Source organism: Vibrio sp. 10N.261.55.C5, from assembly GCF_041470505.1.
GTDB lineage: Bacteria > Pseudomonadota > Gammaproteobacteria > Enterobacterales > Vibrionaceae > Vibrio > Vibrio crassostreae_C.
The window spans coordinates 1-20,627 of record NZ_JBFRMS010000070.1 but is presented as its reverse complement, the minus strand read 5'-3'; the positions used below and the strand labels follow the sequence as shown (position 1 = coordinate 20,627).

At 43.4% G+C, this 20,627-nt stretch carries 17 protein-coding genes; 11 read left to right on the top strand and 6 right to left on the bottom strand.

Going from position 1 to position 20,627, the window contains the following annotated elements; translation table 11 throughout:
* Positions 1-38: 38 nt before the first annotated feature.
* On the bottom strand, positions 39-947 hold the full coding sequence (locus tag AB4263_RS22150; RefSeq protein ID WP_372098913.1) for a S1 RNA-binding domain-containing protein: 909 nt from the start codon (positions 945-947) through the stop codon (positions 39-41).
* Positions 948-975: 28 nt separating this feature from the next.
* On the opposite strand from AB4263_RS22150, the gene AB4263_RS22145 reads away from it, so the two are divergent.
* Positions 976-2,331: a hypothetical protein gene (locus tag AB4263_RS22145; RefSeq protein WP_372098912.1), complete on the top strand. Its 1,356-nt coding sequence runs from the start codon at positions 976-978 to the stop codon at positions 2,329-2,331.
* Between the two features lie 108 nt (positions 2,332-2,439).
* On the opposite strand, the gene AB4263_RS22140 is transcribed toward AB4263_RS22145, so the two are convergent.
* Positions 2,440-2,925 carry a PaaI family thioesterase gene (locus tag AB4263_RS22140; protein ID WP_017059696.1) on the bottom strand — a complete coding sequence of 162 codons (486 nt, stop codon included), beginning with the start codon at positions 2,923-2,925 and terminating at the stop codon, positions 2,440-2,442.
* Between the two features lie 159 nt (positions 2,926-3,084).
* Positions 3,085-3,972: a putative PEP-binding protein gene (locus tag AB4263_RS22135; RefSeq protein WP_017059697.1), complete on the bottom strand. Its 888-nt coding sequence runs from the start codon at positions 3,970-3,972 to the stop codon at positions 3,085-3,087.
* A gap of 207 nt (positions 3,973-4,179) precedes the next feature.
* On the opposite strand from AB4263_RS22135, the gene AB4263_RS22130 reads away from it, so the two are divergent.
* Both AB4263_RS22130 and AB4263_RS22125 read left to right on the top strand, forming a co-directional pair.
* Entirely contained in the window at positions 4,180-5,238 is a 1,059-nt protein-coding gene (locus AB4263_RS22130; RefSeq protein WP_017059698.1) for a 3-deoxy-7-phosphoheptulonate synthase, read from the top strand.
* A gap of 12 nt (positions 5,239-5,250) precedes the next feature.
* Positions 5,251-5,733 (top strand): YajQ family cyclic di-GMP-binding protein, encoded by a 483-nt coding sequence (locus AB4263_RS22125; RefSeq protein WP_017063832.1) that lies wholly within the window; start codon positions 5,251-5,253, stop codon positions 5,731-5,733.
* Positions 5,734-5,918: 185 nt separating this feature from the next.
* Here AB4263_RS22125 and AB4263_RS22120 read toward each other — a convergent pair whose 3' ends face one another.
* Complete coding sequence (locus AB4263_RS22120) at positions 5,919-6,860, bottom strand: bifunctional precorrin-2 dehydrogenase/sirohydrochlorin ferrochelatase (protein WP_017059700.1); 942 nt, start codon at positions 6,858-6,860, stop codon at positions 5,919-5,921.
* Positions 6,861-7,341: 481 nt separating this feature from the next.
* Between AB4263_RS22120 and AB4263_RS22115 the strand changes: the two genes are divergently transcribed.
* The 6 genes from AB4263_RS22115 to AB4263_RS22090 all read left to right on the top strand — a co-directional run bounded on the left by AB4263_RS22115 (position 7,342) and on the right by AB4263_RS22090 (position 13,079).
* Entirely contained in the window at positions 7,342-8,478 is a 1,137-nt protein-coding gene (locus AB4263_RS22115) for a transporter substrate-binding domain-containing protein (protein WP_372098911.1), read from the top strand.
* A gap of 71 nt (positions 8,479-8,549) precedes the next feature.
* Entirely contained in the window at positions 8,550-9,755 is a 1,206-nt protein-coding gene (locus AB4263_RS22110; protein WP_372098910.1) for an amino acid ABC transporter permease, read from the top strand.
* A 1-nt stretch (position 9,756) separates the two neighbouring features.
* On the top strand, positions 9,757-10,854 hold the full coding sequence (locus AB4263_RS22105) for an amino acid ABC transporter permease (RefSeq protein ID WP_017059703.1): 1,098 nt from the start codon (positions 9,757-9,759) through the stop codon (positions 10,852-10,854).
* A 22-nt stretch (positions 10,855-10,876) separates the two neighbouring features.
* Positions 10,877-11,641 (top strand): amino acid ABC transporter ATP-binding protein, encoded by a 765-nt coding sequence (locus AB4263_RS22100; RefSeq protein WP_017059704.1) that lies wholly within the window; start codon positions 10,877-10,879, stop codon positions 11,639-11,641.
* A 282-nt stretch (positions 11,642-11,923) separates the two neighbouring features.
* Entirely contained in the window at positions 11,924-12,589 is a 666-nt protein-coding gene (locus AB4263_RS22095) for a Bax inhibitor-1/YccA family protein (protein ID WP_017057206.1), read from the top strand.
* A 160-nt stretch (positions 12,590-12,749) separates the two neighbouring features.
* Positions 12,750-13,079, top strand: coding sequence for a TusE/DsrC/DsvC family sulfur relay protein (locus tag AB4263_RS22090; RefSeq protein WP_017057205.1), 330 nt, complete (start codon positions 12,750-12,752; stop codon positions 13,077-13,079).
* A 59-nt stretch (positions 13,080-13,138) separates the two neighbouring features.
* Here AB4263_RS22090 and yccX read toward each other — a convergent pair whose 3' ends face one another.
* Positions 13,139-13,426: an acylphosphatase gene (gene yccX, locus AB4263_RS22085; protein WP_017059706.1), complete on the bottom strand. Its 288-nt coding sequence runs from the start codon at positions 13,424-13,426 to the stop codon at positions 13,139-13,141.
* A gap of 88 nt (positions 13,427-13,514) precedes the next feature.
* Here yccX and AB4263_RS22080 point away from each other — a divergent pair, with 88 nt between their 5' ends.
* Both AB4263_RS22080 and AB4263_RS22075 read left to right on the top strand, forming a co-directional pair.
* Positions 13,515-14,918, top strand: coding sequence for a methyl-accepting chemotaxis protein (locus tag AB4263_RS22080; protein ID WP_372098909.1), 1,404 nt, complete (start codon positions 13,515-13,517; stop codon positions 14,916-14,918).
* Positions 14,919-15,047: 129 nt separating this feature from the next.
* Complete coding sequence (locus tag AB4263_RS22075; RefSeq protein WP_017059708.1) at positions 15,048-16,241, top strand: class I SAM-dependent methyltransferase; 1,194 nt, start codon at positions 15,048-15,050, stop codon at positions 16,239-16,241.
* Positions 16,242-16,323: 82 nt separating this feature from the next.
* Here AB4263_RS22075 and AB4263_RS22070 read toward each other — a convergent pair.
* On the bottom strand, positions 16,324-20,627 hold a 4,304-nt coding region (locus AB4263_RS22070), incomplete at its 5' end, for an Ig-like domain-containing protein (RefSeq protein WP_372098908.1).

Sequence of the window (20,627 nt, the reverse complement as noted above, 5' to 3'; positions counted from 1 at the left end):
AATCCGCGATGAACCTTTTTTTTGACCGAAAGGACCGCTTACTTAACTAAGCTGATACCTTCTTTGTCGATAGTGATCTTGCCAGATTTGTATAGACCACCAATTGTCTTCTTGAACGTACCTTTGCTGGTTCTGAATGCAGAGAAAATAACTTCAGGAGAAGACTTATCATTCAAAGGCAGGTAACCGCCTTTCTTCTCAAGCAGGTCAAGAACCTTAGTGCTTAGGTCATCCATCTTAGCCACACCAACCTTCTGAAGAGACAAATCAATCTTACCATCTTCTTCACGAACGTTTTTAATGTAGCCTTTTAGTGTTTTACCAATGAACAGCTTACCGATGATGTCAGATGGGAAAATCATACCCCAGTGTTCACCGTTCACGATCGCTTTGTAACCTAACTGGCTGCGCTCAGCGATAATGAGATCGACTTGCTCATTTTGCTTATAAGTCGCAGGCGTGTTGTCTAACCATTTGTTGAACTTCGTTGTACCAACGATACGGCTCGATGCTTTATCGATATACACATATACTAAGATTGACTGACCTTCGTTTAAACGGCCACGCTGCTCGCTGAAAGGAACAAGAAGGTCTTTACCTTTCACGCCCCAGCTCATGAATGCACCAGTGCTGTTAACACCTTCAACCGTCATCAAACCAAACTGGCCTACTTGAGCTATTGGTTTTTCAGTCGTTGCAGCGATCTGGTTGTCAGAATCTATGTATAAGAAAACATCTAGCTTTTGACCAATTTCAACACATTCAGGAGTAAATCGTTTCGGCAGCAACACGGTTCCATAGTCGCTCGCGTCAAGGAATACACCGAAGTCTGCTTGTTTTACTACTTCTAAGTTGTTTATTTGACCAATATTAATCATCAAGGTTGTCTCTACTTTAAATTTGGCGGAGATTATACGTGATCTCTGATATGCTTTCGCTAGTTTCATTCATATTTTTACATTCTAGGAGACATCGTTGATCACCGTTGATAAACAAGATGCGATAACACTTAAAATTAACCATGCCATGGCTAAGACCAAAAAGCTCGACATGGACGTTTATCTATTCATTCCCGGTGAACTTGGACTGACTCCTGAAGTGCTTTCTGAAAGTGCCTTTTTCTACAGCTCAATCACTCAAAAACGTGCCTACTATAGTGACAAAACACTTTTACCTTTGGTACACAGTCGCTTGGCAAAACGTGGACGCTTATCTACAACACAGTATCGTGTCAGTTTGAGTCTGTTTGCCTACCAATATGTTATCGCGTTAGATAAATCAGTCAGCAGCTTAAATAAAACTGATAGTGACGACGTAACGGCTGATGAAGTAGATGAAGTCATTGAATTGGCTTTAGATATCTTGAAGAAGCTACGCCGAAGCATCCCTTACGAAGAAAATCTCAAGCGCTACTACGCTAATATCGATAACTACCTATCTTGGTATACCGAGCAAAAGTTCCTATCGCTAGTTTCACACATGCCACGAGGTAGTGAGTATTCAACGATTAAAGAACGACTCTTAACGCTTTGTGATAAAGAGACCGCGCACCGTAAACTGAACCGCTACAACTCAGCAAGAGTTCGAGAGGACGTTACCCGCTTGAGTAACAAGATGCGTTTGCTGCGTCGTTTGATTGAACACCCTATCGTGCTTAAAGAAAAGACAACGTCGATGGGTAAGAACGTTAAGCGTGCCGTGAAAGGCATCGCGACCGGTTTGGTGATGGTTGTCGTGACCACTACTGTGATCTTGGCTCGTGACTTTCTTGGTGAGATTACCGCCTCTTTCATCGTGGCAATGTCTTTCATTTACGCACTGCGTGAGATCTTTAAAGATGACTTGAGAGACATCCTTTGGCGCTGGCTGCGTAAAGGCAAGCCAAAATGGAAGCGTCGTTACTATGATCCAACGACCAACAAGTCAGTAGGCCATAAACTGGAATGGTTGGACTACGCAAATTTTTCTAAGCTTGCAGATCGCATTCAGTCGATCCGTAAAAAGCGTGTGGTACAACGTGAAGAGCAAATCTTGCATTACCGCTCTCATACTGAGATGTCGACATCGACCTTTATGAGTGGTTATGAGGAGACTCGTGAAACGTTATCGATCAGCCTAAGAGCGCTGACACGGTTGATGGATAAAGGCTCAAACAAGATCTACCGCTTGAATGAAGGACAAGTGAGCCGCGAATCAGTAGAAAAGCGTCATCTTCTCAACCTGATCATTAAAGAGAACAACCATGATAACGAACCAACCTACTACCGTTGGAAGATCGTTATGAACCGTTCAAAAATAGTTGATATTGAGCAGATCACTCAAGAGTCATAGAGCCGTTATAAAGTTCTCTATAACGGTATGTGGAAACCATTCACATACCGTTGTTTTATCTCTTCAACGTTACCCATGACTTCTAAACCAAAATCTATTATTTAATCGCTATTTTCTTGAAGGGACTTTCTTAATTGAAAGCGTAAGCGTGAACTCCGCCATCGGCTCGTCACCATGTAAAGATGGGCAAGTCGCGATAATGGTTACGGGTTGATTGACCCGTTCTCCGGTCGACATGGTTTCTGCCAGCATAGTGTTGATCAGCTCACCGTCGTTACAAGTGAAATGCACATCACCTTCAGGGCGCTTCAAAAAGTTACCCGTCACCTCTTTAAAAGCCAACGAGATCTTTTCACCTTGCTGCTGAGATTTGCTCATCGCAAGAAACCCACCCGCGACATCCGCACCTACAGCCAAAACGCCAAAGTACATACTGTTAAGGTGATTCTTAGTACGCCTTCTAAGCGGGATTTTCACTTCAACATGTTGGTTGTCCAACGCGAGTAGTTTTGGTCGGCACAACCAGATAAGTGGGACTTTGAAAAAGCCAAACATGCTTAAGTAGAAATTTGCTTTTTGTAGAGGGGTCAACATTCGAATTACCTAGCCAAGTTAGTCATCAGACCAGTTAATCGACTAGCGATAAGAATGTCAAAAAAATGTTACAAAAAAGAGATATCATCGCACAATGATATCTCTTTCATTCTCAAAGCATTAGCGCCTTAAGTCGGCTTATCAGGCAAGCTAATAGATTTACGCAGTCACGACCGTTTCAACACCTTCAAGGTCAGCAATGTAACCTTGTAGACGTGGATAATCGACTAAACCTTGCGTAACTAGCAGCACTGGCTTCTTCGCGTTCAGGGTTGCTTTAACAATCATATCCAACAAGGTAATAACCGCTTCGTTTTGTGGATCAAAAGCGTGCTGCTGAGCTTCATTGTGTTTGTCTACGCCTAAAGTGAAAGACGCTAAGCTATCAACGTTTACCACTACACCATCGAAGTAATGCAGTAAACGTTCGCTCAGTAGCACTGCAGACGGCACATCGCACGAGAACAGTACTTTCAAACCGTTAAGGCCGCGTGGTAGCCCTTGCTCGGCAAGCAGGTCAATAATCTTAGCGGCATCGCTTAACGCACGAACGTAAGGCACAACTACTTCAACGTTGATGCCCTGCTCACGTAATGCCTTAATAACCTGACACTCTAAAGCGAAAGCCTTGCTGTATTCTGGTGTCGCGTAACGAGCAACGCCACGAACACCTAGTGCAGGGTTAATCTCTTCTGCTTCACAGTTCCCGCCAAGCAGCGAACGGAATCCATAGCTGTCTGCACTGCTTAATGCGATACGAACAGAAGTGTGATTTGGCTGAACGGCAGCTTGAATGGCAATCACTAAGGTCGAAACAAAATGCTCATCGACTGTTTTATCGCCAAGGATCGCTTCTAAAGACGTTTTTTCAATATCAGTCAAAGTATCTAAGTGACTCTCGATACTTGGGTGGTAGAAGACACGATCCATCACTAATTCTGATAATGAAACGTATAAGTGGTTAGAATTATTATTATCGTTGTAAGAAGGCAGCACATCACCTAAGACGAGCTCTGGGTGCAAAGTGCTTTGATTTTCTTGAGTCATTGCTGCTCCAGCATTTTTATGTTGTGTTCAAACGAAAATACCGATAGCTGCCTGTTAATACAAGTGAAAATCCCTTATTTGACGCTGGCCTGCTGATAAAAATAAGAATATTAGCAATAACTGAGATAACTTTGACTCAATAGAGTTTATTCCTCTGTTCAATTCCGTTATCTTAACCACTTCGCAATAGAATAAAAAAGCTATCACATGCCATTAAAAACTGATGAGTTGAGAACCCAAGCTCTGGGTCCTATGCCAACTCCTGCCGAACTAGGCAATGCACACCCTATTACTGACGACGTTGCTGAGCGCATTAAAAATTCTCGCCGCCAAATCGAAGATATCCTAACTGGTCGTGATAACCGCCTATTAGTTATCGTAGGCCCTTGCTCTGTTCACGATACAGATGCGGCACTTGATTACGCTGAGCGCCTAAGCAAAATTCAAGACCAGTACAAAGATGAACTGTTCGTTGTAATGAGAACCTACTTCGAGAAGCCTCGTACTGTTGTAGGTTGGAAGGGTTTGATTACAGATCCTAACCTTGATGGTTCATACGCACTTGAAACAGGCTTGAACAAAGCTCGTAAGCTTCTGCTAGATATCAACAAGCTTGGCCTAGCTACCGCGACTGAATTCCTTGATATGATCACAGGTCAGTACATTGCAGACCTTATCACTTGGGGTGCGATTGGCGCTCGTACAACTGAATCTCAGATTCACCGTGAAATGGCTTCTGCACTGTCTTGCCCTGTTGGCTTCAAGAACGCGACCAACGGCAACATCAAGATTGCTATCGATGCAATTCGTGCAGCACATGCTTCACACTACTTCTACTCTCCAGATAAGAACGGCCGCATGACGGTTTACCGTACTTCTGGCAACCCATACGGTCACGTTATTCTACGTGGTGGCGATAAAGGCCCTAACTTCGACGCTGAATCTGTAGATACTGCATGTAAGCAACTGGCTGAATTCGATCTACCTCAACGTTTGGTTGTAGACTTTAGCCACGCTAACTGTCAGAAGCAACACCGTAAGCAGTTAGAAGTTGCACAAGACATTTGTGAGCAAATTAAATCTAACAAGAACCAAATTGCAGGCATTATGGCAGAGAGCTTCATTATTGAAGGCAACCAGCCAATGACAGACATTAACAACCTAGAATATGGCAAGTCGATTACTGACCCATGCCTAAGCTGGGAAGATACTGCAACAATGCTAGACATGCTTGCAACAGCAATTAAAGATAGAAACTTAGCTTAAGGAAACAACACAATGCCATCATTTGACATTATCTCTGAAGTAGAAGCAGTAGAACTGCGTAACGCAGTAGACAACGCAAACCGTGAACTATCGACTCGTTTCGATTTCCGCGGCGTTGACGCAAGCTTTGATTACAAAGATGAATCAGTAAAATTGACTGCTCAAGACGATTTTCAACTGAAGCAAATGCGCGATATCCTTCGCAGCAACCTAACGAAGCGTAATGTTGATCCTAACGCGATGGAAGCGAAAGCGGCAGACCAAACAGGTCGCACTTGGCACCAAACGGTTATCTTTAAGCAAGGCATTGAAACTGATGTCGCTAAGAAGATCGTTAAGCTAATCAAAGACAACAAAGTTAAAGTTCAAGCTTCTATCCAAGGCGACAAAGTTCGTGTTACTGGTAAGAAGCGTGATGACCTACAAGCTGTTATGGCTCTAGTTCGCGGCGGTGAACTTGGTCAACCTTTCCAGTTTGACAACTTCCGCGACTAATTATTGAGTTTGAGCGACCGCCTATTTGGGTTGCTCATTCATCAGCACAATGTCGTGTTTGAAATAGCAAAAAGCCACTTCTCGAAGTGGCTTTTTATTTATCTGGTCCAGCTTTAGTTTTATTCCGAGCCTCTAGCCGATTTCAAACAACCAGAAAGCTCTCATTTCAACTAGAAGCAATTACCTCAACTGAGTACTTGGGCTGCTGACAATTTTAGATCTTTGCCGACCAACAGATTAAACTCTACGCTTGCCGGTGGAATAAACACACACACTCGTAATTTCTCTGCTCTTGCTTGCTCAAGCTTTGTTGATAGCTCTCCGCTGTTGGCGTAGCTCTCTCTTTCTGCATCTCGGCGGCACAGGTCGATAAATTCAAATGGACAATCGCTCGGTGAAAGTACGAGCTCTGCCTCCTGCATCAAACGTAAAGCCTTCATAGACAACAGCTCGACATCTTGCTCGAATTCAATCCAAGTGACCTGCCCTTCGCTATCAATGCCTTCGGTTAGCGCTTGCTGGTAGTAAGACTCTAACTGCTCTCTGTCATTCACCTGCTCGATAAAGCTGGATGACAAGAAACGCTCCCAAAATTTACGACGCTCGTCGACGGTTGGGAATGACTCTTTGATTGAATTGCGTTTTGATGCACCGAAGTCTGCTATCAAACCTATGTTTTGTGGCAATACCGTTTCGAGTTTTTCTCTGATATTTCTTACTAAAACAGGTGATGCCCCGCCACTAGAGATGGCAATTTGGATTCTGCCGCGATTTATCATCGAAGGTGTGATGAAGTCGCAGTAAGGAAGATCGTCAACCACATTGACTAAAATGCCCAGTTTTTTCGCATCATTATACACTTGGTGATTCAAGCTTGGGTTGTCTGTTGTGGCCCAAACCTGCAAGTAATTTTTCGATATGATCTGTGACGAGTAAAAGTTTTGAACCCAGTGAAGCTTGTTCTCGTCCACAAGCTGCTTTAAGTAAGGCGCTACCTTGGGAGACACCAAAGTCACATCCGCTCCCGCTCGTAGTAAGCTATCGACTTTACGGCAAGCAACCTCACCCCCACCAACCACTAAGATTGGCTTATTTTCTACATCCAAAAACATTGGGAAATAACGCATGTTCTTCCTTGAGACTACTTCAATAACTATTCAGCCATGCTACCAAATTTGGAGCATATTCATAACTATCGAAGTGTAATAAAAATATTTATTGACCAAATTTCAATCTTTCTGAAGTTTAATGTTTCATCATTGTTATGTTTATTCAGAATATTTATCTAGTCGATTATCAATATAAAAATCTAAATCTCGTTGCACCAACAGTGTGAACCGTTGCACTATTTACATTCACTTAACATTTGGTCATTCTAATTGTGTTCGGATTTGTGATTTCATTCAAAATTCTTTTTAAATTATACATTTGTGAAACGACAAATCCTCTCCTAACCTTATAAACAGTTGTTTAAATCGCACACAGTTTCATTTGCAAAATGCAACTTTTTAGATTTGATCAGCAAGGTCATAGAACACTGAATACACATAGACAAACTCTACCGAGAACGAATCTCGAGTCTCATCTGGTTAACAAGGAAGGATACAAATGACACATAAACTAACACTTCTTGCTTCAGTAGTAATTGCTAGTTCATTTTTAGCTGGCTGTGGAGATACAAATAGTGTTTCTCAGGAAACTGTCGATAAATTAAACCAAGAAATTTCGAGTCTAAAATCTGAGTTAGACGCTGCGAAGTCAAGCACAACTGTGACTGCACCTGTTTCGGATGGTCAATCAACATTGGATAAAGTCATCGAAAATGACAGCTTAACTTGTGGTGTAAGTACTGGTCTTCCAGGGTTTTCAAACCCTAACTCAAAAGGGGAATGGGAAGGCATTGATGTTGAATATTGTCAAGCTCTTGCAGCGGCTGTACTCGGTGACAAGACTAAAGTTAAGTATGTACCTCTAACAGCAAAAGAGCGTTTTACTGCGCTTCAATCTGGCGAAATCGACGTACTATCTCGTAACACAACATGGACATTACATCGTGACACTGCTCTAGGTCTGAACTTCGTAGGCGTTAACTACTACGATGGTCAAGGCTTCATGGTTAAGAAAGAACTTGGCCTAACAAGTGCTCAAGAGCTTGATGGCGCTTCTGTATGTGTTCAATCAGGTACAACAACTGAACTTAACCTAGCCGATTACTTCCGTAACAGTGGCATGTCTTACAAGCCAGTGGTATTCGATACGGCAGCACAAACATCGAAAGGTTTCGACGCAGGTCGTTGTGACGTACTAACAACTGACCAATCTGGTCTATACGCACTTCGCCTAAACCTAGCTGATCCTAAATCTGCAGAAGTACTTCCTGAAATCATCTCTAAAGAGCCTCTAGGCCCTGTTGTTCGTCAAGATGATGATCAATGGTTTAACGTTGCTAAGTGGACACTTTCAGCAATGATTAACGCGGAAGAATACGGCATCTCTTCTAAAAATGCAGACGAAATGCTTAAGTCAAAAGATCCAAACATCAAACGTATTCTTGGTGTAGACGGTCCTAAAGGTAAAGGCCTTGGCATTCGCGACGACTGGGGTTACCAAGTAATTAAGCAAGTTGGTAACTACGGTGAGAGTTTTGAGCGTACTGTTGGTACAGGTTCTCCACTTCAAATCTCTCGTGGTGTAAATGCATTATGGAATGCGGGCGGCTTTATGTACGCTCCACCAATCCGTTAATAAATTTTCAAGCATCAATTAGGGCGGAGTTTTCCGCCCTATTTATTAAATGGATTTGAGGTTATAGTAGTATGAAACCTAATGAAACTATTTCTCCAGCTCAGGCAAAGCCACAGCCCAAAAGTGCCAACTTATTTTACAACCCCACTTTTCGCTCCATCATTTTCCAAATTATCGCCGTCGGGGCGCTTTGTGCTTTCTTTTACACGATTGTAAATAATGCACTCACAAACTTAGATTCCCGTGGTATCACCACTGGTTTTGATTTTCTCTCCCAAGAAGCTGGTTTTGGTATCGGCTTAACACTGATTGAATACGACGAGACCTTCTCATACGGTCGTACATTCTTTATCGGTCTTCTCAATACCGCTTTGGTTTCAGTACTCGGCATCATGCTAGCGACAGTGCTGGGCTTTAGTATGGGTATCGCTAGACTCTCTTCAAACTGGCTAGTTAGCCGATTTGCAGCTGTCTACATTGAGATATTCCGAAATATCCCTCTGCTATTACAAATCTTTTTCTGGTATTTCGCCGTTCTACAAGCCTTGCCTTCTGCTCGTCAAAGTATGAGTCTAGGTGAAGCAATTTTCTTGAACGTACGCGGGTTGTACTTCCCTGCTCCAGTCTTTGAGCAAGGCAGTAGCATTGTCATCGCATCATTGATTGTCGGTATTATCGCTACGTTTATTATCAACATCTGGGCTAAGAACAGACAGAAACAGACCGGCCAACAAACACCGATGTTGCGAATTGCAGCTGCGTTGATTTTAGGCTTACCGTTGATAACTTACTTTGTTATGGGCATGCCTATCTCTGCAGATTACCCTGTGTTGAAAGGGTTTAACTTCAAGGGTGGTGTTACGATAATCCCTGAGCTTGCTGCATTGATGCTCGCTTTAAGTATCTATACAGCAGCGTTCATTGCTGAGATTGTTCGTTCAGGTATTAACGCGGTAAACCATGGGCAAACTGAGGCTGCGATGTCTCTAGGCATCCCACGTTCTAGAACTCTAAAGCTTGTCATTATTCCACAAGCATTAAGAATCATTATCCCACCACTAACCAGTCAGTATCTAAACCTGACCAAAAACTCATCACTTGCGATGGCCATTGGTTATCCTGATCTTGTCTCTGTATTTGCAGGAACAACACTTAACCAAACTGGACAAGCTATCGAAGTAATCGCGATGACAATGGGCGTCTACCTAACCTTGAGCCTATTAACGTCCGCTCTAATGAACATATACAACCGCAAAGTAGCGTTGGTGGAGAGATAAGATGAGTACACATCAATTTCAACCTGATCTTCCGCCTCCAGCGAATACCGTTGGGCCAGTCGGTTGGTTAAGAAAAAATCTATTTAATGGACCTATTAACAGCGTCGTCACTGTGATTCTTGCTTACTTTGCTTTCACCCTATTATGGGCAATAGCGGATTGGGCATTCATCAGTGCCGACTGGATAGGAACCACACGCGATGCCTGTACTAGCGAAGGCGCTTGTTGGGTTTTTATCAGCGTTCGTTGGGACCAATTCATGTATGGCTTCTACCCAGAAGCTGAACTGTGGCGACCTCGCCTCTTCTACGCAACGTTGGCCATTTTTGTAGCCTTACTGGCTTATGAAAAAACACCTAAACGTACGTGGATTTGGTTGTTCTTCGTCAACATCTACCCATTTATCATTGCCGGCTTGCTATACGGTGGCGTCTTTGGGTTAGAAGTTGTTGATACCCATAAATGGGGCGGCCTATTGGTTACACTGGTCATCGCACTTGTTGGTATTGTAGTGTCACTCCCTATTGGTGTTGCACTTGCTCTTGGGCGTCGCTCAGAGATGCCGATCATTCGCAGTATGTGTACCGTATACATCGAAATTTGGCGTGGCGTACCGCTCATTACAGTTCTATTCATGGCTTCAGTAATGCTGCCACTCTTTTTATCAGAAGGGACAGAAACCGATAAGCTCATTCGAGCACTTGTAGGGGTAGTTCTATTCAGTGCAGCCTACATGGCCGAAGTAATTCGAGGTGGTCTACAAGCAATACCAAAAGGCCAATACGAAGCAGCTGATGCTCTGGGGTTAAGCTACTGGAAAAAGACCGGGCTTATCATTCTACCTCAAGCTCTTAAAATCACGATTCCTTCAATTGTGAACACCTTCATTGGTTTGTTTAAAGATACCAGTCTTGTTTTGATTATTGGTATGTTTGATGTACTAGGAATTGGCCAAGCCGCGAATACCGACCCTGAATGGCTTGGGTATTCAACAGAAAGTTATGTATTTGTCGCGTTAGTGTTCTGGGTGTTTTGTTTTGGCATGTCGAGATATTCGATATGGCTAGAAAACAGACTTCACACCGGTCACAAACGATAATTAACAAGATCAAGGACGTATTATGACGCAGCAGACAGAAAACAACTCTCAAGGTCTTATGATCGAGTTGAAAGACATGAACAAGTGGTACGGTGAATTCCACGTACTTAAGAACATCAATTTAGAAGTTAAAAAAGGCGAGAAAATCGTTATCTGTGGCCCTTCAGGCTCTGGTAAATCAACGATGATCCGCTGCATCAACCGATTAGAAGAGCACCAAAAAGGTCATATCTTCGTTTCAGGTAATGAATTAACGGAAGACCTAAAGAACATCGAAGCCGTGCGTAGAGATGTCGGCATGTGTTTCCAACACTTCAATCTGTTTCCACATCTGACGGTATTAGAGAACTGTACTCTGGCTCCAATCTGGGTCAAAAAGATGCCAAAAGAAGAAGCCGAAGCGATTGCAATGAAGTACCTAGAGCGCGTAAAAATCCCTGAGCAAGCGGACAAGTTCCCAGGTCAGCTTTCAGGTGGTCAACAGCAGCGTGTAGCTATCGCTCGCTCTTTGTGTATGAACCCTCAAGTGATGCTGTTTGATGAGCCAACGTCGGCGCTCGATCCAGAAATGGTTCGTGAGGTGTTAGACGTAATGGTTGAGCTTGCAGAAGAAGGCATGACGATGCTTTGTGTAACGCACGAGATGGGCTTTGCTAAAGAGGTCGCGGATCGCGTTATCTTCATGGATGCCGGTGAAATCATAGAAGAGAACAACCCTGTCGATTTCTTTGAAAACCCACAATCAGACAGAACGCAGAACTTCTTAAGCCAAATCTTACACCACTAATGTGTTATGATGCATAAACTACAGAGGCGGCTTAGGTCGCCTCTTTGTTTTCAGTGTTATAATTAGTTTTTCAAGATTATAAACAGCGATTCAGTGCGATTAAAATTGAACAACGAACCTTAACTGCACTTTAAGAAATACTTTGTTACACCTTCAGAAACACTTAACCGACTATTTTGATTATTATTTTACGTATACAAGAGGAATGAGAGACTTGATTTTTCGAACTTTCACCCCCATAAATGTACTAATAACTATTAAAGTCACCTTACGAGGAAGATTATGAACAGCCCTATGTTTTCACGCACAGCATCTCAAGAAAGTGCTCTGCAAACCAATAAAGTGTTGCGTAACACCTACGCATTACTGTCTATGACACTACTTTGGTCTGCTGTTGTAGCAGGCGTATCCATGGCGATGAACCTTCCTCGCCCGGGTCTTATTATCATGCTAGTTGGCTTCTACGGCCTACTTTTCCTAACAGAAAAGAACCGTGACAACAGCATGGGTCTAGTCTTCACATTCCTATTTACAGGTTTCTTAGGCTACACCATCGGTCCAATCTTAAACATGTACGTTGGCGCAGGCATGGGTGATGTCATCCTAACTGCACTTGGCGGTACAGCACTGGCGTTTATGGGCGCATCAGCTTACGCACTAACAACTAAGCGTGACCTGTCGTTCCTTAATGGCATGCTATTAGCTGGTTTCGTAGTACTACTTGTAGGTATGGTTGCAAACATCTTCCTACAAATGCCTCTACTATCATTGGCAATGAGCGGTATGTTCATCCTGTTCTCGACTGGTGTTATCTTGCTTACAACGCAAAACATCATTCGTGGCGGTGAAACAAACTACATCTCTGCAACGATCAGCTTGTACGTATCGATCTACAACATCTTCATCAGCCTACTAAGCATCCTAGGCATCATGGGCAGCGACGACTAATCGTTCCCATCATTGAAGAATATCTAGCCCAAGAGCCTACCTCTTGGGCTTTTTTGTATCTATAAGTACGATATTTCATTGGATAGCTACAATTTCTGTTGAGAAAGACAAACTTGGTCATGTACCCTATCCGCATAGTTAATTGGATTCTGGATTAAACATGTTTGAATATAACGGCAAGCAAATCGAAACCGACGCTCAAGGCTACCTATTGGATTACACGCAATGGGAAGAAGGCATGATTGAAATTCTTGCTCAAGACGAGGCGATTGAACTTACAGATGCACACTTAGAAGTCGTACATTTTGTAAGGAGCTTTTACGAAGAGTTCAACACCTCACCAGCGGTTCGCATGCTCGTTAAAGCAATGGAAAAAGCTCACGGCCCAGAAAAAGGCAATAGTAAGTACCTTTTCAAGTTATTCAAAAAAGGCCCTGCAAAACAAGCGACCAAGCTCGCCGGTTTACCTAAACCAGCAAAGTGCTTGTAAAACCTAACCCGCTTTAGGTCATTAAGTTACGTTCAATATAAAATACTGTAGTGCTACAACTACAGTATTTTAAACGCCCCTATGCGTACGTCTTGGCGCTCACTATCTTTAACTTGATGCATCACAACGTTGTCTACTGTTGCGCTCGAAGGGCCAATATAGAGCCAAGCATGTAACTTCTCAATTTGCTGACTCTCTCCGACAACTAACACTTCAACTCGACCATCATTTAAGTTCTTTGCATAACCTGAGAGACCCATAGCTTGCGCCTGCCTACTGGTGTGGTAACGGAACCCAACACATTGAACTACGCCTGACACGACAAAAATATATTGTGAACTTTCCATAACGTTGCCTCATAAATTATATGAATGATATAGTCGAGTTTCTATTCATTCACCGCTTATTGGTGGACTTACTTCGAGTATAACGATTATGAAAGAAATCCCATTTCGTTGGATTGACAAATATCTCATTCACCTAAAAATCCAAGAAAAGTTCTATCTACTCTTCTTATTGCCTCTTCTCGCCCTGGTTATATTAACTCTCGTTTTAGATAGTGCCGCGGACTCTTTACTTGCTCACCTTTATCAAGAAGAAATGCTCTTGATGAAAGGGCTTATCGAAGCGGGTCAACTCACTAAAGATCAAGTAGCTCAGCTTGTCAGCAGCTCTGAAACCATCTCTTTAGGCTACGGTGCTGGTTCTGTTTCAGTGATGAATGGAGCGTTCAGCCTAGTTGCTAACCATGACCAAAACCTTTGGTCTGCTCTATCGACGACTCAGGTTTCTATCATCGCTGTAACCCTAACGCTTATCGCACTAGGTGTTTACTACATCATGACCTTTATTGGCGGCGCGATGTTCTCTATGAACAAAGCTCTGAACACGCTTGCGAATGGCGACTTAACTTGCCGCATGAACTACTTCTTAGTTCGTGACGAGTTCAGTGAAATCGCGATTACAATCGATAAAGTTGCGGAGCGTGAACAAAACATGGTTCTATCAATCCAAGAGTCTGTCGCTCTCATGCAGCACATCAGCTCGGACTTGAACCAGTCAACACAACAAAGTTCAGACATCTCAGGTAACCAACAAGAACACCTGAATAGCTTAGCAAGTGCAACGGAACAAATGGCGGCTACCATTCGCGAAGTCGCTACCCTTGCTCATGCGTCTAGTTCACAAACGATGGACGCTCGCGGCGTTGCTCAAAGCGGTCAATTAAAGGTTTCAAATACATTGGAGTCTATCTCTAGCCTATCTCAAGAGATCCAATCCGCTTCACAAGCAGTAGAAGAGCTGGATGCCAACGCTGCGCAGATCGATGAAGTAGTCGCAACCATCAACGGTATTTCTGAACAGACTAACCTGTTGGCGTTGAACGCCGCTATCGAAGCCGCACGTGCTGGCGAGCAAGGTCGTGGATTTGCTGTTGTTGCCGATGAAGTTCGTGCCCTTGCCGGTCGTACTCAGAAAGCAACGGTTGAAATCCAAAGCATGATTGAATCATTACAACGTAACAGTCAATCGCTGACCAAGCTGATGGAAGTCACAGTGAACAATGCTAACGAAGGCCAAACACTGATGTCAGAAGTGAACGTCGAGATCGGTTCATTAGCGGAAAAGAACCAGTCTATTTCAGATAGCAGCACTCAAATTGCTACCGCGGCTGAAGAACAAGGCGCAGTCGCTGACAACATTGCACAGAGTGTTGAAGAGATTCGTCATCAATCAGACAGCATCTGCGAGATGATCAGTAAGAGTAATTCCAATGTTGACCAACTTCGTAAACAAAGCGATACGATGGAAGGTTTGCTGACAGGTCTTAAAGCTTAATACTGTTCTCCAACCACAATGTGTTGATTAATCATTACTAGGGCTGCTTCTGCAGCCCTTTCTTATTTGCTTTTCACCTGTACTTCCCCGACAATACCCCTCCTTCAAATTCAACAAACAGAGTAAATTATGACTCCTTCAATTCATCTAGCTAAAGGCCGAGATAAATCACTACGCCGCAAACACCCTTGGGTATTTTCACGCGGTATCGATAAGGTCGAAGGCGAACCAAAACAAGGTGAAACTGTAGACGTATATGCTCAAAATGGTCAGTGGCTTGCAAAAGCGGCTTACTCACCAGAATCTCAAATTCGAGCTCGTGTTTGGACATTTGAAAAAGAAGAGATCAACAAGGCGTTCTTCGTAAAACGAATTCAAGACGCACAGTCTTTACGTGAGGACATTATCGAACGTGATGGTCTAACGGGCTACCGCCTTACCGCAGCAGAGTCTGATGGCCTGCCAGGTATCACAATCGACAAATATCAAGATTTCCTTGTTTGCCAACTGCTAAGTGCTGGCGCTGAATTTAACAAAAGCGTATTGGTAGAAGCGTTAATCGAGTGCTTCCCTGACTGCAACATCTACGAGCGTTCAGACGTAGCGGTTCGTAAAAAAGAAGGTCTAGAACAAGTTGTGGGCGTACTTCATGGTGAAGAGCCACCTAAATCAATTGTGATTGAAGAGAATGGCGTCAAAATCAGCGTGAACATTATGGAAGGCCACAAAACGGGCTTCTACATGGACCAACGTGATAGCCGAAAAGAATCGATGAAGTACGTTAAAGGCAAAGATGTCCTTAACTGTTTCTCGTACACAGGTGGTTTTGGCCTTTACGCACTTAAAGGCGACGCGAAGCGTGTTATCAACGCTGACGTATCTCAACTAGCTCTTGATACAGCTAAATTCAACGCTGAACTTAACGAGTTTGATATATCGAAAAAGCGCGCTGTATTCCTAAACGCTGACGTTTTCAAACTGCTTCGTGAGTACCGTGACCAAGGCACTAAGTTTGACGTCGTGATCATGGATCCGCCAAAATTTGTTTCAAGCAAGAATAACCTAACTTCAGGCGCTAACGGCTACAAAGACGTTAACATGCTTGCGATGCAAATCCTGAAACCAGGCGGCACTCTACTCACCTACTCTTGCTCTGGCTTAATGGGTACTGATTTGTTCCAAAAAATCATTGCTGATGCGGCACTAGACGCAGGCAGAACCGTAAAATTTGTCGAGCGCTTCGAGCAAGCAGCCGATCATTTAACAGATACAGCTTATCCAGAAGGTTTCTACCTAAAAGGTTTTGCTTGTAAGGTGCTTTAATCTTAGTGCTTTAGAATCTAGCTTTTATAGCAAACAAGATCTATTAAAAAAGGGCCTTTCGGCCCTTTTTGTTATTCATGAATTAAGAGTTTGGTAGGTTAGTCATTAGTGAATTTACTAAATTCGTCAATTCATCACCGGAATAAACACCAGAAGAATCGACGTCAAAACCACTAAGATTACTTGCTTGGCCCTGCAACACTATAGTTTGAGAACCTTGATCATTAGTAATGGTTAACTCTAAGTCTTGGTTGTTATCGCTAATCTTAGCTGACAAATGTTCAAGAACATCATCCATTGTATTTTCATCATGAAGGAGTTCAGATAAATCAATACGGTCACTGCCCACTTCAAAGTCAGTAATAACGTCTCGATAGTCGTCAAGCGGTTCATCTACCCACTTGAATATATCATCACCTTCTCCCCCGACTAAGATATCATTTCCTAAGCCACCAATTAAGGTGTCATCACCACCTTGACCGTAGAGAATATCTCTACCTTCACCGCCTTCAATCGTATCGTCACCACCACGCGTGTCTCCGTCAACATTAAAAATCTCATGATTATCACGGATATATTCATATACTTCTAATCCAGAAGGCTCGATACCATTTGACATTTCTGTCAAAAATGAAGTTAACGCGTCTATACCAGAACCATCAGGTAACGAATCAGGGCGTATCAAACCGTTCTCTGCCCAAGGTAGATTATCAGTATTAATCGCATCGCCAAATAGAATATCATTACCTTCATTACCAATAACTTCATCATTACCCATATTAGCAATATCGTATATTACATCACCTCTTTGAAGCACAGCATCTAATTCATCAGCTGTATTTACTATTTGAACTTCTCCAGAAGGCGCTAGTACGGGGGATAAAAGCGCGATTGATGCAATTCGAACATTACTCTGATTATACTGGCTCGCATCAAAGTTTATTTTTATATAATACTGACCCTCTGGCAAAGCGTCACTGGTGACTGATTGTGTCATCCAAGCTCTACTGGATTCGCTTCCGGATGCAACTAAATCATTCGAACTATCATAAATCCCCCACTCGAAACTACCACCGTAGAATGAAGCTTCAAAGTCAATCATTTGCCCGTTCACAACTGTAAATGCGGTACTCGTCCACTCTGATTTATTACCATCATTACCTCGATCATAATCTTCCACATATAACAAGCCACTGTTTGTATAAACCCAGCCAGAGCTATCTTGACCTGTGCTAGTTCCAGAAAGAGAATTCTCAAAGTCAAATAAAACAGATGACTCATACAAACCCTCAACCGCAGACATTGACGTTTGGTTTGTATTATCAAAGAACTTTAAAATATCTACACTGATGTCACTACCAATGCCGATAGCTTGAACCTGAGCCTTATCTGATAAAGATGCAAATGCCTCTAGAGCACTTTTTAATGCATCGTCATTCATCTCACTATTGCTACTGACATAAGGTTCACCATCCGTTAAGAAAAATGCCAAATTCTCGCTATCGTCACTAGTCATGCTAGCAAACCAAGAATCTGCTAACGATAGTCCTTTCTCATAATCAGTAACACCGCCAGCTACTAACTGTGTATCAATACTATCTAACAAAGCTTCATATTGTGGGGTGTTAACCGTAATATTTTGCGCTTCAAAATTAAATTCGATATTGGCATCGAAAGCAATAAGTTTGACGTTTACAGTCCCATCATGACTGGCAAGTGACTCAACCAAGTTTTTCAGTGCCGCTTCAACCATTTCAATTCGCGTAGTACCATCAGTTAGCGCGGCCATACTGCCCGAAGTATCCACAATTAGTGCTATGTTGTAATCCAACCCTGGTACTACAGTTTTAATAGTGCCTCCGCTATCACCTAACACTACATCGTCACCTGAACCACCGCTAACAATATTATCGCCGTTAGGATCAATTTCGGATATCGCGATAGAACCTGTTTCATCTTGAGCGTACTTAGGTAGGTCAACGGGTTCACCTTGCGCGTCAACTTCTTGAGCACCAGCTGTGACGGTTAACACTGGATTCGATCCTACGGGCGCTTCGACCATAACAGAAACTTTACCGTCACTATCTAATGCATCTACAGGAATTGTCCATGTACCGTTGCCGTTATCTGTACCGATGCTCAACATTGTACCAGTTGGAACACCACTCACAGTAACCTCGGTGATCACTTCACTACCGTCAGAATCGTTTAGCCCAACACTCAAATTAAGCTCAAAAAACTCTGATATCTTGACTAATGTACCATTTTCAAATTGATATTTTCCATCTTCAAAAAATATCGTCTCAATACTATAAAAGTCATGTCTAGCTGGAGCTTGGCCCACGGGAGTATTCTTTGGTATAAGAATCATTTGACTACCAATTGGCAAATTCTCATATACAACAGTAAAATCAGATAAAGAGCCTGGTACATAGGCACTATCAATGCCCGTACCTCCATCATAGTTGGTAGAAGCATTAATATTTTGACCAACTAAAATATCGTCGCCGGCTTCTCCCTGTAAATTACTTGAAGCACTTGTTGTACCGCCCAACAAAATATCATTATCATCACCACCAAGAAGGTAATCAGCAACTGATGCCCCCCCTAACAATATGTCTTCACCACTTCCACCTTGAGCTTGAAGGTATAAACTACTGCCATATTCGACAAAATCATCCCCACCTAAAGCTTCAATCCAGTTCCCACTATTAGAAACTAAATAGTCGTCAGATTCTGTCGCGATATCTGTAGATTGTAACCCTTCTTTAGTATTAGCTACTAATTCCAAAATACTATCTAGGGGTGTTTGTGTACTTATTAAAAGTTCAGCATCTACAACCAAGCCACTAGATTTTGGTTCTACATGAACAGTTACAGTCGCACTATCAGTCAACCCGTCTGCGTCAGTCACTACATAAGTGAAAGTCGCATCACCAGTAAACCCATCATCGGGAGTGAATTGAATATCACCACTCTCACTAAGGCTCACTGTACCGCCGCTAACAGAAGTTACTGACTGAATTGTAAGACTATCACCATCAGGGTCACTGTCATTCGCTAACAAGCTAGCCGCACTAATTGTGGTTAATAGCCCTTCAACAGTGCAAAGTTCATCGTTTAATGTAGGAGCATCTAACAAAGGAGAGAAGTCACCAATTAGATCTCCATCGCTATCATACTGACCGATATCAACATCAAGAACAGCGTCTCCACCTTGATCCCAGTAAACAATTTCAATTGTATGGTAACCGGCATCAGTGATTTCAAAGACATTATGAATTCGCTCTGTTGGTGATTGGTTACTGTCTACTTCAGCAACGACAACGCCATCAATTTTGATTGAATAACCGTCGTCAGCATTCACCTTAAGCGCAAATTCCCCTTCATCTAAATAAATGGCCCCAGTTAAATTGAACACTCCATCGGTCGTACCGTTAGGAACATTACCAGAAATACTATCCGCGTCGTCACCTAAGAAGTCACTCAATTGAGCGTCATCATCAACTCCACTCTTCACGCTCAGAGAGTAATCGAGATCAGTTGCAGAAAAGGTTACATCCGGGTCACTCGCGTTAATCACTGAGAGGGCCGTCGCTACACTGCTCACTTGACTATTGTGTCCGTAATAAGCACCTGATAAACCGTGAGTATGAGTGTATGTATCGTCGTTGGCGATAGGAGAAACATCGTAGTCGCCGTCGGTCGCGTCCGCCGTCGCCGTCGCTTCGTTACCCGCGTCGTCTGAGGTCGTCACGCTCGCTTCTACGCGCGTATCTTCATCATCAACCAGGTCGCTGCCGTCAACTTCGATGCTGTACACCAAGTCGCCTTCGTCGTTTGCGAACACATCGCCTGTGTAGGTTTCGCCACTCACCGTTAAGGTCACGGTGTCGCCCGCTTTCACGTCGCCGCCAACGGTACCCGTAATGACCACTTTGCCATCCGCTTCGTCCGCGTTCACGGTGTTGTCCGCTGTGATTGGGTCGATCGTAATGCTCGCCGCCGCTTCGGTATCGATGATGACTTCAAGCTCGGCCGACGTCGCGCTATTGCCCGCATCGTCCGTCACTTTTACGCTCAAGTCGTAAGTGCCATCCGCCAGGTCGGCGCTCGGCGTGAAGCTCCAAGTGCCGTCTTGCTCTTCGGCCAGCGTGCCTTCTAGGGCAACGCCGTCTTTGAGCACCACGATACCCGCGGCCACCACATCGTCATCGATGTTGCCCAGCGAGAACGTCGGCGTCTTGTCATTGGTTAGGTTGTCTGTGTCGCTGTCGCCGCTGTCGCTCGACGCAGGTAAATCGATGGTCGGTTTGGTGATATCGGTATCCAGTTTCGCACTGTCTGTGCCTTTATCAGACACGTTACCCGCCGCATCGGTAATGG

What these genes read in the sequence shown, in the direction of transcription:
- AB4263_RS22125 (WP_017063832.1), top strand. Translation starts at nt 5,251, where the DNA reads ATGCCATCATTTGACATTATCTCTGAAGTAGAAGCAGTAGAACTGCGT.
- yccX (WP_017059706.1), bottom strand. Translation starts at nt 13,426, where the DNA reads ATGGAAAGTTCACAATATATTTTTGTCGTGTCAGGCGTAGTTCAATGT.
- AB4263_RS22140 (WP_017059696.1), bottom strand. Translation starts at nt 2,925, where the DNA reads ATGTTGACCCCTCTACAAAAAGCAAATTTCTACTTAAGCATGTTTGGC.
- AB4263_RS22120 (WP_017059700.1), bottom strand. Translation starts at nt 6,860, where the DNA reads ATGCGTTATTTCCCAATGTTTTTGGATGTAGAAAATAAGCCAATCTTA.
- AB4263_RS22105 (WP_017059703.1), top strand. Translation starts at nt 9,757, where the DNA reads ATGAGTACACATCAATTTCAACCTGATCTTCCGCCTCCAGCGAATACC.
- AB4263_RS22095 (WP_017057206.1), top strand. Translation starts at nt 11,924, where the DNA reads ATGAACAGCCCTATGTTTTCACGCACAGCATCTCAAGAAAGTGCTCTG.
- AB4263_RS22110 (WP_372098910.1), top strand. Translation starts at nt 8,550, where the DNA reads ATGAAACCTAATGAAACTATTTCTCCAGCTCAGGCAAAGCCACAGCCC.
- AB4263_RS22150 (WP_372098913.1), bottom strand. Translation starts at nt 947, where the DNA reads ATGAAACTAGCGAAAGCATATCAGAGATCACGTATAATCTCCGCCAAA.
- AB4263_RS22115 (WP_372098911.1), top strand. Translation starts at nt 7,342, where the DNA reads ATGACACATAAACTAACACTTCTTGCTTCAGTAGTAATTGCTAGTTCA.
- AB4263_RS22130 (WP_017059698.1), top strand. Translation starts at nt 4,180, where the DNA reads ATGCCATTAAAAACTGATGAGTTGAGAACCCAAGCTCTGGGTCCTATG.
- AB4263_RS22100 (WP_017059704.1), top strand. Translation starts at nt 10,877, where the DNA reads ATGACGCAGCAGACAGAAAACAACTCTCAAGGTCTTATGATCGAGTTG.
- AB4263_RS22075 (WP_017059708.1), top strand. Translation starts at nt 15,048, where the DNA reads ATGACTCCTTCAATTCATCTAGCTAAAGGCCGAGATAAATCACTACGC.
- AB4263_RS22080 (WP_372098909.1), top strand. Translation starts at nt 13,515, where the DNA reads ATGAAAGAAATCCCATTTCGTTGGATTGACAAATATCTCATTCACCTA.
- AB4263_RS22090 (WP_017057205.1), top strand. Translation starts at nt 12,750, where the DNA reads ATGTTTGAATATAACGGCAAGCAAATCGAAACCGACGCTCAAGGCTAC.
- AB4263_RS22135 (WP_017059697.1), bottom strand. Translation starts at nt 3,972, where the DNA reads ATGACTCAAGAAAATCAAAGCACTTTGCACCCAGAGCTCGTCTTAGGT.